The sequence below is a fragment of the Nonomuraea sp. NPDC049750 genome, from assembly GCF_040659625.1.
Lineage (GTDB): Bacteria > Actinomycetota > Actinomycetes > Streptosporangiales > Streptosporangiaceae > Nonomuraea.
The window spans coordinates 494,924-507,621 of sequence record NZ_JBFANB010000005.1; the positions used below are offsets into that span (position 1 = coordinate 494,924).

General features: G+C 68.8%; 11 protein-coding genes and 1 tRNA gene. 7 read left to right on the forward strand and 5 right to left on the reverse strand.

Translation table 11 applies throughout. The features are described from left to right. Positions 1 to 154 precede the first annotated feature (154 nt). Positions 155 to 919, forward strand: coding sequence for a nuclease-related domain-containing protein (locus tag AB0J16_RS17340; protein WP_358539996.1), 765 nt, complete (start codon positions 155 to 157; stop codon positions 917 to 919). On the opposite strand, the gene AB0J16_RS17345 is transcribed toward AB0J16_RS17340, so the two are convergent. Together AB0J16_RS17345 and AB0J16_RS17350 are read right to left on the reverse strand one after the other, a co-directional pair. After that, positions 916 to 2,277: a VWA domain-containing protein gene (locus tag AB0J16_RS17345; protein WP_358539999.1), complete on the reverse strand. Its 1,362-nt coding sequence runs from the start codon at positions 2,275 to 2,277 to the stop codon at positions 916 to 918. The two genes, AB0J16_RS17340 and AB0J16_RS17345, sit on opposite strands and share 4 nt — an antisense overlap. Continuing rightward, positions 2,274 to 3,110 carry a MoxR family ATPase gene (locus AB0J16_RS17350; RefSeq protein WP_358178300.1) on the reverse strand — a complete coding sequence of 279 codons (837 nt, stop codon included), beginning with the start codon at positions 3,108 to 3,110 and terminating at the stop codon, positions 2,274 to 2,276. Before AB0J16_RS17350 ends, AB0J16_RS17345 begins: the two co-directional genes overlap by 4 nt. Positions 3,111 to 3,210: 100 nt before the next feature. Between AB0J16_RS17350 and AB0J16_RS17355 the strand changes: the two genes are divergently transcribed. Continuing rightward, positions 3,211 to 3,284 (forward strand) — tRNA-Lys (locus AB0J16_RS17355). Positions 3,285 to 3,460: 176 nt separating this feature from the next. Here the strand turns inward: AB0J16_RS17355 and AB0J16_RS17360 are convergent. Further along, entirely contained in the window at positions 3,461 to 4,891 is a 1,431-nt protein-coding gene (locus AB0J16_RS17360; RefSeq protein ID WP_358540002.1) for an MFS transporter, read from the reverse strand. A 531-nt stretch (positions 4,892 to 5,422) separates the two neighbouring features. Between AB0J16_RS17360 and AB0J16_RS17365 the strand changes: the two genes are divergently transcribed. From AB0J16_RS17365 to AB0J16_RS17380, 4 genes are read left to right on the forward strand one after another with little or no spacing between them, the layout of a single operon-like run. Next, a complete protein-coding gene (locus AB0J16_RS17365; RefSeq protein ID WP_357956311.1) occupies positions 5,423 to 5,704 on the forward strand; it encodes a metal-sensitive transcriptional regulator in 282 nt (93 codons plus the stop codon). Positions 5,705 to 5,726: 22 nt separating this feature from the next. Continuing rightward, the gene (locus AB0J16_RS17370; protein ID WP_358540005.1) at positions 5,727 to 5,939 is read left to right on the forward strand and encodes a cation transporter; all 213 of its coding nucleotides are present in this window, start codon (positions 5,727 to 5,729) and stop codon (positions 5,937 to 5,939) included. Continuing rightward, positions 5,936 to 6,910, forward strand: coding sequence for a hypothetical protein (locus AB0J16_RS17375; protein ID WP_358540008.1), 975 nt, complete (start codon positions 5,936 to 5,938; stop codon positions 6,908 to 6,910). The genes AB0J16_RS17370 and AB0J16_RS17375 overlap by 4 nt, the downstream gene beginning before the upstream one ends. A 34-nt stretch (positions 6,911 to 6,944) precedes the next feature. Next, entirely contained in the window at positions 6,945 to 9,188 is a 2,244-nt protein-coding gene (locus tag AB0J16_RS17380) for a heavy metal translocating P-type ATPase (RefSeq protein ID WP_358540010.1), read from the forward strand. Between the two features lie 250 nt (positions 9,189 to 9,438). Here AB0J16_RS17380 and AB0J16_RS17385 read toward each other — a convergent pair whose 3' ends face one another. After that, entirely contained in the window at positions 9,439 to 10,218 is a 780-nt protein-coding gene (locus AB0J16_RS17385) for a hypothetical protein (RefSeq protein ID WP_358540013.1), read from the reverse strand. 86 nt (positions 10,219 to 10,304) lie between these two features. Here AB0J16_RS17385 and AB0J16_RS17390 point away from each other — a divergent pair, with 86 nt between their 5' ends. Continuing rightward, positions 10,305 to 11,882: an ATP-binding protein gene (locus AB0J16_RS17390; protein ID WP_358540015.1), complete on the forward strand. Its 1,578-nt coding sequence runs from the start codon at positions 10,305 to 10,307 to the stop codon at positions 11,880 to 11,882. A 91-nt stretch (positions 11,883 to 11,973) separates the two neighbouring features. Here the strand turns inward: AB0J16_RS17390 and AB0J16_RS17395 are convergent, their stop codons facing one another. After that, on the reverse strand, positions 11,974 to 12,576 hold the full coding sequence (locus AB0J16_RS17395; protein ID WP_358540018.1) for an NUDIX domain-containing protein: 603 nt from the start codon (positions 12,574 to 12,576) through the stop codon (positions 11,974 to 11,976). Positions 12,577 to 12,698 lie beyond the last annotated feature (122 nt).

Genomic DNA, 12,698 nt, shown 5'->3' on the forward strand with positions numbered 1-12,698 from the left:
ACTGGTCGGTTGATGGACTTCCCGCAGGTGCTATTTCCGTCACCTTAGGGTCCCCTTGCTTCCGTTGGGGTCAGGTGGGGTATTAATTGACTCAGCGAGGGATCTTCGGCGTGGCAGATCCTGATGGTTCAGCGACTCATTGGGGGAGTTTGCCGTGCCTGGTGGCTCGATCTACGTGCAGCAGGACGAGAAGTTCACTGGGGCCTCGCCTCAGTGGTACTACGAGAAGTTCTGGCGGGAGGACGCGAACAACCGCAAGCGATCAAGGATGATCAAGGCGGGCGTGGGCTTCGTGGCCGGCATCGGCCTGGCGATCCGGTTCGACCTGGCGCTCACCGCCTTCTACGGCGTCGCCTTCGCGGGCATCGTGGCCGGCGTCGACTGGTTTCTCGCCTGGCGCTCCTTCCACGCGACCGCGGTCTGGCGTGGCCGGCGGCGCGGTGAGGTGATCACCGGCCGGATGCTCCGCCGCTCGCTCGGCAAGCTCGGCTACAGCGTCCTGGACGGCCGGGCCATCAGGGATCAGGCGTCCATCGACCACCTGGTGATCGGTCCTGGCGGCCTGTGGGCCATCGACAACGAGTCGTGGAGCCCCGACACCGAGATCGCCACCTACAACGGGCGGCTGTTCTTCGGCGAGAAGTACGGCACCAAGGTGGCCAAGTCTCTCGTCGAGACCTCCAATGCCTTCGCCGAGCTGCTGACCCGCGAGACCGGCATCCCGGTGACGATCACGCCGCTGCTCGCCGTGCACTGCGGCCTGCTGCCGCGCGGCGGCCAGGTCACGGCGGAGGGCCTCACGCTGCTCAAGCCGAGCCTGGCGGCCCGGCGCGTCAAGGCGACCGCCGGCGAGGTGCTCGACGAGCAGCAGATCGAGCTGCTCACCCGCACCGCCGCCCGGGAGCTCCAGCGCGCCTAGGCCAAGTCCTGGATGAACGCGCTGAGCTGCGCGACATTGCGGCACTCGTACATCGGCACGACCGCGTCGTAGTCGGTGGCGATGGAGTCGCCCGTGTCCCACTGCCGCCGGGGCTCCGGATTGAGCCAGTAGGCGTGGCGGGCCTTCGCGGCCAGGGCGCGCAGGGTGTCGACGGCGGCCGGCTGGTAGTTGGAGCGGGCGTCGCCGAGGATCAGCAGCGAGGTCCTGGGGCCGATCGCGTCGCCGTAGCGCTCGGCGAACCGCTCGAAGGAGTGGCCGTAGTTCGTGCGCCCGAAGCGGACCATGTCCGCCTCGTTGGCCAGCCGGGTCATCGCCTCCACTACGTCCGCGCCGGGGACGAAGAAGCGGGTGATCTCGTCGACCGTGTCCACGAACCCGAACGCCCGTACCTTGGTGAACTGCTCCCTCAGCGCGTACGTGAGCAGCAGCGTGAAGTGCGCGAACGACGAGACCGAGTCGCTGGTGTCGCAGAGGATCACCAGCTCGGGCTTGTGCGGCCGGGGCGGCTTGAAATGGGTGGTCAGCGGGACACCGCCGCTCTGCAGCGAGGCCCGCATGGTGCGGCGGAAGTCTAGCCGCCCGCGCCGCCCCTTCCTGTGCTTGATCGTCAGCCTGGCCGCCAGGCGCCGGGCCAGCGGGTAGACCTCGCGCCGCAGCCTGGCCAGGTCCGCCTTGGTGATGCGCAGGAAGTCGAGCTGGTCGAGCGGGGGGCGTACGGCCGAGCGGGCGATGCGTTCGACGCCGGAGTCCTCGGCGATCCGGCGGCGCACGTCGGTGGCGACCGCCTCCTCGAAGCGCTTGATGCCGGAGTTCACCCGCTGGCGGGCGGTCTTCTCGGCCAGGCCGCCGCGCTCCTGCCCGGCCAGGACCTCCTGGAGGATCCGGGCCATGAGCGTCTCGGGGGACAGGGCGCGCAGGACGCTGTAGGAGAACCAGTTCTGGCGGCCGGGACCCGCCGGCTGGCGGCCGAAGCGGCCGACCATGGCCCTGGCGAACTCCCGCATCTCGGCCTCACCGCCCCTGGTCAGCAGCCTGGCCAGCTGGTCACGCAGCTCACTGAGCTCGGCGGTGTCACTCTTTACGGCGCTTTCGTCGTACAGACCGGTCGTGGATGACGGGAACCACAGGTCGAACAGCATGTCGAACCCGGGACGGTACCCCGGCTTCTTGACCAGCGTCGCCGCGTAGGCGGCGCGCAGCGACTCGCGCTCGGTCAGATCGATCACCCGCAGCGCCCGCGCCGCGTCGAGCCCTTCGGCCAGCGACACGGGCAGCCCCGCCTCGCGCAGCGCGTGCACGAACCCGACATGCCTGTCGACCAGCGAGGTATCACTCATGAGGGCAGCCCGAGCTCCTTGACCGCGCGAGCATGATCGGAGGCGTGCTTGAGCACCACACCCAGCGTGCCCGCCACCGTCGGCTCGTCCAGCTCGTCGCGCCCGAGCGCGAGCAGTGTGTTGGCCCAGTCGACCGTCTCCGCCACCGACGGCGCCTTCTTCAGCTCCATGGCCCGCAGCGTGGCGACGGTCCTGGCCAGCTGCTCGGCCAGGTCCGCGCGGATCGTCGGCACCTGGCTGAGCACGATGTCGCGCTCGCGTTCGGGCGTCGGGTATTCGATGTGCAGATAGAGGCAGCGCCGCTTGAGCGCCTCGGACAGCTCGCGGGTCGCGTTCGAGGTCAGCACGACGTACGGCTTGCGGACCGCGCTGATCGTGCCCAGCTCGGGGATCGTCACCTGGAAGTCCGACAGGAGCTCCAGCAGCAGCCCCTCGACCTCCACATCCGCCTTGTCCGTCTCGTCGATGAGCAGCACGGTCGGCACCCCGGCCCTGATCGCCTTGAGCAGCGGCCGCTCCAGCAGGAACTCCTCGCTGAAGATGTCATCGTCGGCGCTGGTGGCCTGGATGCGCAGGAGCTGCTTCTTGTAGTTCCACTCGTACAGGGCCCTGGCCTCGTCGAGCCCCTCGTAGCACTGCAACCTGACCAGCTGGGCGCCGGTCGCCAGCGCCACGGCCTTGGCCAGCTGCGTCTTGCCCACCCCCGCGGGGCCCTCGACCAGCAGCGGCTTGCCGAGGGCGGCGGCGAGGAACACCGAGGTGGAGATGGCGTCGTCGGAGAGATAGTCAACGGCGGCGAGCCGCTCGGTCACGTCGGCGGGCGAGTCGAACATCGATGCTCCTGTCTGCTTGCCGAACTTTATTCTAGCGGCTGGCAGACGGGTGATACCGATTCGACCAGGATGCGGAGTGCCGGTATATTCCTCTCTGCAAGCGCCGCTAGCTCAGTTGGTTAGAGCAGCTGACTCTTAATCAGCGGGTCCGGGGTTCGAGTCCCTGGCGGCGCACCGCACAGAAACCCCAGCTCACCTAAGTTGAGCTGGGGTTTCTCGTTTTTCAAGTAGCTCTGGCCGAGCTGAGGAGCTTCTCCCGGCTCCCTGGAACGGGGAGCCGGGAGAACGGCCGGCGTCTCAGCGAACGGCGCGAGGGTCTTGTCGTCGAAGTCGCGCAGCTCTCCCAGTGGTCAGTGGCCGTTGTGCGTGGTGGCGGGCTCGGACGTGGCCGGCTCGGTGCGGTGGGAGCGCAGCGTCAGCCCGGCGAGCAGGGCGCCGACGGTGGCGATGCCGGCGGCGCCGATGAAGGCGGAGGAGAAGCCGTTGGTCAGGGCGGGCAGGTCGCCGAGTTGTCCGGCGCCGTTGGCGGCGGCGACGGCGGTCATGGCGGCCAGGCCGAGCGCGGAGCCGACCTGGTAGCTGGTGTTGACGATGCCGGAGGCCAGGCCGCCTTCCTCGGGGCGGGCGGAGGAGATGGCGGTGCCGAGTGAGGGGATGAAGGCCAGGGACATGCCGAGGGCGGCGACGAGGCTGGCGGGCAGTACGTCGGTGGCGAAGCTGCCGTTCGGGCTGATCAGTGACAGCCAGCCCATGCCGGCGGCGAGCAGGGCCAGGCCGGCCACCGTGGTCGCCTTGGGGCCGAAGCGGCCGATCGCGCGGGGTGCCAGGACGATCATGCCGACCATGATGAGGACGGTCATCGGCACCAGCGCCGCGCCGCTCGGGAAGGCGCTGTAGCCGAGCACCTGCTGCAGGTAGAGGTTGAGGAAGAACCACATCGGGATCCACGCGCCGCCGAGCAGCAGCTGGGTCAGGTTGGCGGCGGAGAGGTTCGGAGCACGGAAGATCGACAGTCGCATCAGCGGCTCGCGGCGGCGGGCCTGGATCGCGACGAAGCCACCGAGCAGGGCCACGGCGCCGACTAGCACGAGCCAGGTCTCCGCCGAGCCCCAGCCGATCTCGGGTGCCCGGACGATGGCGTACACGGCGGAGGCGAGGCCGGCGGTGACGGTCAGCGCGCCGACCACGTCAATGGAGCCGCGCTGGGACTGTACGGCGGGCATCAGCGGCTTGTTGGCCAGCAGGACCACGATGGCGATGGGGATGTTGATGTAGAAGACCCAGGGCCAGCTCAGGTATTCGGTGATGACGCCGCCGAGGAAGACGCCGGCGGTGCCGCCCGCCGGGGCGGCGGCGCCGTACAGGGCCATGGCCCTGGTGAGTTCCCGGGGGTCGTGGCCGAAGAGCATCATGAGCAGGGTGAGGGCGGACGGCGCGATCAGGGCGGCGCCGGCGCCCTGGATCACGCGGCCGGCCAGCTCCACCCACACCTCGGGGGCGATGCCGGCGACGAGCGAGCCGGCCAGCAGGATGACCCAGCCGGCGCCGAACACGCGGCGGGCGCCGAACAGGTCGGACAGTCGGCCGCCGAGCAGCAGCAGGCCGCCGAACGCGACGACGTAGGCGTTGAAGACCCAGGACAGGTTCTCCTGGGAGAAGCCGAGGCTTTCCTGGATGCGGGGGAGGGCCACGCCGATGATCGACGTGTCCATGATGACGATGAACTGGGCGGTGGCGATCAGGGCCAGGGCGGCCCATCGCCGGGGAGATGGAGCAGACATCAGCGGTTCTCCATGCTATACGGGGGTAGGGTATGTGATTCGCAAACGATTCCGCGAGAGGCGGGTTCGTGTGCGAGGGGTATTGCTGGCTTAATGAATACCCTCGGGGGGTATCTGTCAAGTGCTACCGGCCCACTTCTCGCCGGCGTCGAAGCGCGACGAGGGCGATCACCGCTGATGGAAGCACCAAGGCGAAACCGATGGCCATGCCCACCGTGAGCCGACGAGTTCCTGGATCCAGCCGAGTGCCACGTACAGCGCACCCCCGAGGGCGGCCGACATGCCCAGGACCATGTCGGCCGCGGTCGCCGGTTACTCCGGAGCCAGGTCCTGTGCGAGCACCACGTTGATCGGACTGCTCGCGTACAGGAGCGCGCCTGCCAGGGGGTCCCGCTGAGCACGCCCGGCCTGCGCATCACATGTGGCATCTCATCCTCCCGGATTTCGTCAGTCTCGCTGGGCTTCTGTTGTCCGGAATACGGTAGGGGGGTATGGTGTTATTGCCGGCGACGAAGGATGGGAGGTCCGGACATGGCCGGATACGGCGGAACCAAGAAGGATCACGCGATGCGGTTGCGCCGCGTCGAGGGGCAGGTCCGCGGCCTGCAGCGCATGGTCGAAGACGACAAATACTGCATCGACATCCTCACTCAGGTGTCCGCGGCGACCAGTGCGCTGAAGTCGTTCTCACTGTCGCTGCTGGAGGAGCACCTGGCCCACTGCGTCGCCGAGGCGACGCGGAAGGGCGGCCCGGAGGCCGACGCGAAAGTCAAGGAAGCCGCCGACGCCATCGCCAGACTTGTCCGTTCCTGATCGACCTTAAGGAGAGACCGATATGAGCACTGCCACCTACACCGTCAAGGGCATGACCTGCGGCCACTGCGTCAGCTCGGTCAAAGAAGAGGTCAGCGAAGTGGCCGGCGTGACCAATGTCCAAGTGGACCTGGCCACCGGACTGCTGACCGTTGACAGCGACGACTCCATTGACCCGGCGAAGATCGTCGCCGCGGTCGAGGAAGCCGGATACGAAGTGGCGAATCAGTCGTGAACACAGCAGCCAAGCTCGGCGCCTACGTCCTGGGGCTGGCCGTCGTCTTCGGCGGCGCTCTTGGGGCGGGCAAGGCGGTAGGGCCGGTCGGGACGCCCCCGGCCGAGGATCACAGCGCCATGACGGCGCCCACCACGAGCGCGAGCGCGGGTCACGACCAGCACGCCACCCAGCAGGCCAAAAGCGATACCCCTGGGGGGCTCCAAGTGTCCGAGAACGGTTACACCCTCGTCCCACTCACCGAGGCGCTCAAGCCCGGTGAGCCCGCAGACTTCCAATTCACCGTGACCGGCCCCGACGGCAAGCCGGTCACCGACTACAAGGTCGAGCACGACAAGAAACTCCACTTCATCGTGGTCTCCCGCGACCTGGGCACCTTCCAGCACCTGCACCCCGCTGAGGCGGACAACGGCGTGTGGTCGGTCAAGCTGACGCTGCCGGACGCGGGCACGTACCGAGCCTTCGCCGACTTCTCACCGGTCGGCGGTGAAGCGCTGACACTGGGCACCGACCTGGCGGCGGCGGGTGACTACGAGCCAAAGGCTCTGCCCGAGGAGAGCCGCACCGTGACGGTCGACGGATACACCGTCACCCTTGACGGAGACCTGGCCCCCGGGCAGTCGAGCAAGCTCACGTTGAAGGTCGCCAAGGACGGCAAGCCGGTCACCGACCTGCAGCCCTACCTCGGCGCCTACGGCCACCTGGTGGCCCTGCGCGCCAAGGACCTGGCCTACCTTCACGTCCACCCGGACGGTGAGCCCGGTGACGGCAAGACCCCGGCAGGCCCCGAGATCGTCTTCTACGCCGAGGTGCCCAGCACCGGCGACTACCGGCTGTTCCTGGACTTCCAGCACGACGGCGAGGTCCGTACCGCGGACTTCACCCTTGGCGCCGGCGAGCAGTCCGCCCTCCCCAAGGCGACTCCGACGGCCACCCCGAGCGGCCACGGCGCTGATGGCCACGGCCACTGAGCGAGGGAGCGGAGCGAGAGAAAGGAGCAGGGTGATGACTTCGGTCTCCGATGACCGGCAGAACGCGGTCGAACTCTCGATCGGCGGCATGACCTGCGCCTCGTGCGCCAACCGCATCGAGCGCAAGCTGAACAAGATGGACGGCGTGACCGCCACGGTCAACTACGCCACGGAGAAGGCGAAGGTGACCTTCCCCGATGGCGTGGATCCGCAGCAGTTGATCGCGGAGGTGGAGAAGAGCGGCTACACGGCCGCGCTCCCCGCCCCACCCAAGACGGAGGGGGCGCAGGCGGGCGCACAAGAGCCGGAGGACGAACTCCGACCCCTGCGCAACCGCCTCATCACCTCCGTGGTGCTGGCTGTGCCCGTGATCGCGATGGCGATGATCCCGCCGCTGCAGTTCACCAACTGGCAGTGGCTGTCGCTGGTGCTGGCCGCGCCGGTGGTGGTGTACGCGGGCTGGCCGTTCCACAAGGCCGCCTGGACCAACCTCCGGCACGGCGCCGCCACGATGGACACGCTGATCTCGATCGGTACGCTGGCCGCGCTCGGCTGGTCGCTGTGGGCGCTGTTCTTCGGCACGGCCGGCACGCCGGGCATGACGCACCCGTTCGCGTTCACCATCGAGCGCACCGACGGCACCGGCAACATCTACCTCGAGGCCGCGGCCGGGGTCACGGCGTTCATCCTGGCGGGACGCTATTTCGAGTCCCGCTCCAAGCGGCGGGCCGGGGCGGCGTTGCGGGCGCTGCTGGAGCTCGGTGCCAAGGACGTCGCGGTGTTGCGCGACGGCGTGGAAAGCCGGATTCCCGCCGACCAGCTGACGGCCGGGGACCGGTTCGTCGTACGGCCGGGCGAGAAGATCGCCACGGACGGCGTCATCGAGGAGGGCACGTCGGCGGTCGACGCCTCCATGCTGACCGGTGAGTCCGTGCCGGTCGAAGTTCGGGTGGGCGACGCGGTCACCGGCGCCACCGTGAACGCCGGCGGCCGGCTCGTCGTACGTGCGACCCGGGTGGGCGCCGACACTCAACTCGCCCAGATGGCCAAGCTGGTGGAGGAGGCCCAGACCGGCAAGGCGGCCGTGCAACGGCTGGCCGACCGCATCTCCGGCATCTTCGTCCCGATCGTGATCGCGCTGGCCATCGGCACGCTCGGCTTCTGGCTGGGCACCGGCGACGGCGTGGGCGCGGCCTTCACCGCCGCGGTCGCGGTGCTGATCATCGCCTGCCCGTGCGCGCTCGGTCTGGCCACGCCGACCGCCCTGCTGGTCGGCACCGGCCGGGGAGCCCAGCTCGGGATCCTGATCAAGGGTCCGGAAGTGCTGGAGTCCACCCGCAAGATCGACACCGTGGTGCTGGACAAGACCGGCACGGTCACCGAGGGCCGCATGACCCTCACCGACGTCCACGTCGCCGATGGCGAGGACGAGGCCAAGGTGGTGCGCCTTGCCGGGGCGCTGGAGCACGCCTCTGAGCACCCGATCGCCCGGGCCATCGCCAAGGGCGCCGCGGCCCGGGTCGGCGAACTGCCCACGCCGGAAGACTTCGCCAACGTCGAAGGACTCGGCGTGCAGGGCATCGTGGACGGTCACGCGGTGCTGGTCGGCCGGCCCCGGCTGCTGGAGGAGTGGTCCCAGCACCTGCCCGCCGATCTGGAGCGGGAGCTGCACGCCGCACAGGCAGCCGGTCGCACGGCCGTCGCGGTCGGGTGGGACGGACAGGCCCGTGCCGTGCTGGTGGTGGCCGACGTGGTCAAGTCGACCAGCCAGGAGGCCATCACCCAGCTCCGCGCGCTCGGTCTCACACCGGTTCTGCTGACCGGTGACAACGAGGCCGTGGCCCGTACGGTGGCGGCCGAGGTGGGCATCGACGAGGTGATCGCCGAGGTGCTGCCCGCCGACAAGGTGGACGTGGTCAAGAAGCTGCAGGCCGAGGGCCGGGTCGTGGCCATGGTCGGCGACGGGGTCAACGACGCCGCCGCGCTGGCCCAGGCCGACCTCGGGCTGGCGATGGGCACCGGCACCGACGCCGCGATCGAGGCGAGCGACCTCACGCTGGTACGCGGCGACCTGCGGGTGGCCGCCGACGCGATCCGGTTGTCCCGGCGCACGTTGTCCACCATCAAGGGCAACCTGTTCTGGGCCTTCGCCTACAACGTGGCCGCCCTTCCGCTGGCGGCGCTGGGTCTGCTCAACCCGATGATCGCCGGAGCCGCGATGGCGTTCTCCAGCGTCTTCGTGGTGAGCAACAGCCTCCGGCTGCGCCGCTTCAAGTAAGAACCGCGTCGAAATGGCTCCGAGCAGCGCTGCTCGGAGCCATTTCGACGCGCTCGGTGTGGTGCTGCCGCCTACGGCTGGTAGATGGTCCGGAAGGTGGTGCCGCTGCCCACAGACTCTCCGCACCTGGCCGTCAGGGTTCACGCCGACCAGACCTTTCTCACCGGTCACGTCCAGGAACGACAGCAGCGGCGCTCCCGCCGGATGCGGGCCCGCATGTCCGGTGGTGCGAGGAGAGGGTGAGGCGACCTCACCCTCCTACTCGATCTACCGACCGGCCTAACCGTGCCCAGGGAGGTGGCCGGTCCCGCGCGGCCGAGATCGCTTTCGGGGTGGGCCGTCCAGCAGGCTGCGGAACCCTTTCGAGAGGTAGTCCCAACGCCTCCGCCCACCGGCGACGCCAGGCGAGTCGACGTTGGGCCGTGCGTTCCACGCGGGTTTGAGCTTTGCGGCGGCGGCGCTCGACCTCGGCGAGGGCCGCGCTCTCCGACCGAAGCCAGGGCGCCCAGACGAGCACCTGGATCGGGTCCCCGTTGTCACAGGGCATGGCCCGTTGCAGCAGGGCCCGTGCTGCCACCGCCCTCTCCTTGTTGAGCTTGCGGGTCGCGGCTGCCTTGCGCGCTGCTTCGGAGCGCGAAAGGGTCCGGGCCGCGGCGCGCAGTTCGGTGTCGGCCCGGACGAGGTCGGCGAGCACGTCGACGTCGGCGGCGCGGTAGTAGCGGATGGTGAGTGTCCGGCCGTATTTCTGGATCTCATCGACGGCGACGGGCGCCAGACGGTCGGCGAGGCGTTTGAAACGCTGAGGTGAAATGCCCAGTCTGATGGCCGCCTGGGTGGCGTTACAGCGATGTTCGGCGGCGAGCAGGCGTTGGAAGCGCTCGGCGTCCGTCTTCGCCGCGTTAACCGAGACGGGGTCGAATGTGCGGTCCGGCAGGCGGCGGAGCAGGCTGGTCTCGACCGCGAGCTCGACTTCCCAGACGGCGAGGCCGAGCTCCTCGCGCACCCTCTTCATGCCCAGACCGTGTGCCATGGACAACAGTGTGCTGGCGGCCTACGACAGTTCCGCGGACTGAGATCGATGGGCGCGACAGGTAAGTAACCATTACTGTACAGAGAGTGAAGTCCTTTAACACGACGGGTCCGTGTCGGCCGGGCAAGCACTTCATGCTGCCCCCGATTCCCCGGATCCCCGAGGCGCGGGAGCTGATCGACGAGGAGAAATACTTCGTCATTCGCGGGCCACGCCAGAGCGGCAAGACGACCTCGCTCCAGGCCCTGGCCGCCGAATTGCGGGACGAGGCCAAGTATGCGGCGGTGTACATCTCCTGCGAGAGTGCCTCCACCCGGCCCGATCAAGCCGCTCCGGCTGAGGTGCGGATTCTCTCCGAGATCGCGGCCATGGCACAGGCGACGGGGCTTCCAGAGGAATGTCTGCCGCCGGAGCCGTGGCCGGAGGCTCCTGGAGGCAACCGACTGCTCAGAGGGCTCTCCGCATGGGCTCGCCGCTGCCCGCGCCCGGTCGTGCTGCTCATGGATGAGATCGACGCGATTCAGGGCGATGAGTTGATCAGCGTTCTCCGGCAGCTCCGCCAGGGATACAACAGCTTCCCAGTGCCGTTCCCGCACAGTGTGGCGCTGTGCGGGATGCGTGACGTGCGCGATTACAAGGCAGCCTCGGGCGGCGACCCGTCAAGGCTGGTCGGCCCCTCGCCGTTCAACATCCTCGCCGAGTCGATGCGGCTGGCGGACTTCACCTTCGAGCAGGTGGCCGAGCTGTACGGCCAGCACACCGACGCCACCGGCCAGGAGTTCACCGCGCACGCGATCCAGCGCGCCTTCCACGCCAGCCAGGGGCAGCCGTGGCTGGTCAACGCCCTCGCCCGCGAGATCATCCGCAAGATGCGCATCCCGGAAAGCCAGTTGATCACCGACGAGCACATGAACCAGGCGGTCGAGCGGCTCATCGTCGCCCGCGCCGTCCACCTGGACTCCCTGGCCGCCAAGCTACGTGAGGACCGCGTCCAGCGCATCATCGAGCCACTCCTCACCGGCGAAGTTCGGGAGAACGTCTATGACGATGACCTCGCCTACGCCCGCGATCTCGGCCTCATCACCCAGAAACCGCCGGTCCAGGTCGCCAACCCGATTTATCAGGAAGTCATCGTGCGCGTCCTCAGCCAGGACGTCGAGGCTGAGATCCGGCTCGACCGCTCAGCCTTCCTCACCCCGGACGGGCGGCTCGACATGCCCGCGATCCTGCAGGGGTTCCTCACCTTCTGGCGGCGCAACGGCGAGATCCTGCAAAGCCGCGAGACCTATCACGAGGCCGCCTGCCACCTGATCTTCATGGCTTGGCTGCATCGGGTGGTCAACGGCGGCGGTGTGATCGACCGTGAGTACGCCCTGGGCCGTGGGCGCATGGACATCTGCGTCCAATGGCCCTACACAGACGCCGACGGCGAGCGCGGCTGGCAGTGGGAGGCCATCGAACTCAAGGTCCATCACCCCAGACGGCCCGATCCCGTCGAAGAGGGCCTGCACCAGCTCGACGGTTACCTCGATCACCTCGACCTGAGCCACGGCACCCTCATCGTCTTCGACCGCCGGCCCACCGCCCCGCACCTCCTGGAGCGCACCGCCATCGAAAAGGTCACCAGCCCGCGCGGTCACGCCGTCACTCTCGTCCGGGCATGAAGGGTCACCCGCTGACATCCAGGGAGTCAGACCAGGTGACGCCGACCCATGGGTCATTTTTGACCTGGGGTTTTTGGCGTTCCTGGCTGCTCTAATGTGACGTGCGGGCCTGCAGGAGGTCGGCCAGGAGATGGAGCAGGGCCGCCGCCGTGGTCGCGGACGTGATGGCCTGCTCGCTGATCAGCCGCTGGATGCCCAGCACCGGCAGCCATTCGGCCCGCTCTCGTTCGTCAGCCCGGCCGCCGACCGGCGCGGTCTGGTCGCCGACCGGTGCAGCATGGTCGCCGGTCGGCTCAGTCTGGTCGTCGGCCGGTGTGGCGACGGGGGTGGCCTGGTAGGCGACGAAGATCACGTGGTCGCTGTCGGCGACGTCCTCGGCGGTGCGGATCCGGATCAGCGGCATCAGGGGACCGGGCCGCCAGCCGGTCTGCTCCTCCACGAGACGGGCCGCGGCCCGCTCCGGGTCCTCGTCCGGGCCGATCTCGCCGAGCGGGATCTCCCACCCCCACGTGTCGGTGACCGGGCGGTGCCGCCACAGCAACAGAGCGCGCCCGGCGTGAAAGACCACCGCTCCGGCGGCCTGCGGCGTACGGACGAAGGGTTGCTCCACGTGCTCGCCGTCGGTCAGTTCGAGGTCCACGACGCGAAGATCGACCCCGTTCGCCGCGTAGAGCAGCCTTTCCGACCGACTCATGGGATGCTCCTCACCGATTCGCCGGGGGCCCGCTTCTTCGAGCATACGCATGGCGATGACCCGGCATCCCGGGCGCATGGACGTCGGTGGGGGAGATTAGCCTGGTAAAGGCCGGGGTCGGT

Excerpts from the sequence above, each read along its gene's own strand:
- AB0J16_RS17345 (WP_358539999.1), bottom strand. The coding sequence starts at position 2,277 with ATGAGTGATACCTCGCTGGTCGACAGGCATGTCGGGTTCGTGCACGCG.
- AB0J16_RS17350 (WP_358178300.1), bottom strand. The coding sequence starts at position 3,110 with ATGTTCGACTCGCCCGCCGACGTGACCGAGCGGCTCGCCGCCGTTGAC.
- AB0J16_RS17360 (WP_358540002.1), bottom strand. The coding sequence starts at position 4,891 with ATGTCTGCTCCATCTCCCCGGCGATGGGCCGCCCTGGCCCTGATCGCC.
- AB0J16_RS17365 (WP_357956311.1), top strand. The coding sequence starts at position 5,423 with ATGGCCGGATACGGCGGAACCAAGAAGGATCACGCGATGCGGTTGCGC.
- AB0J16_RS17370 (WP_358540005.1), top strand. The coding sequence starts at position 5,727 with ATGAGCACTGCCACCTACACCGTCAAGGGCATGACCTGCGGCCACTGC.
- AB0J16_RS17380 (WP_358540010.1), top strand. The coding sequence starts at position 6,945 with ATGACTTCGGTCTCCGATGACCGGCAGAACGCGGTCGAACTCTCGATC.
- AB0J16_RS17385 (WP_358540013.1), bottom strand. The coding sequence starts at position 10,218 with ATGGCACACGGTCTGGGCATGAAGAGGGTGCGCGAGGAGCTCGGCCTC.
- AB0J16_RS17395 (WP_358540018.1), bottom strand. The coding sequence starts at position 12,576 with ATGAGTCGGTCGGAAAGGCTGCTCTACGCGGCGAACGGGGTCGATCTT.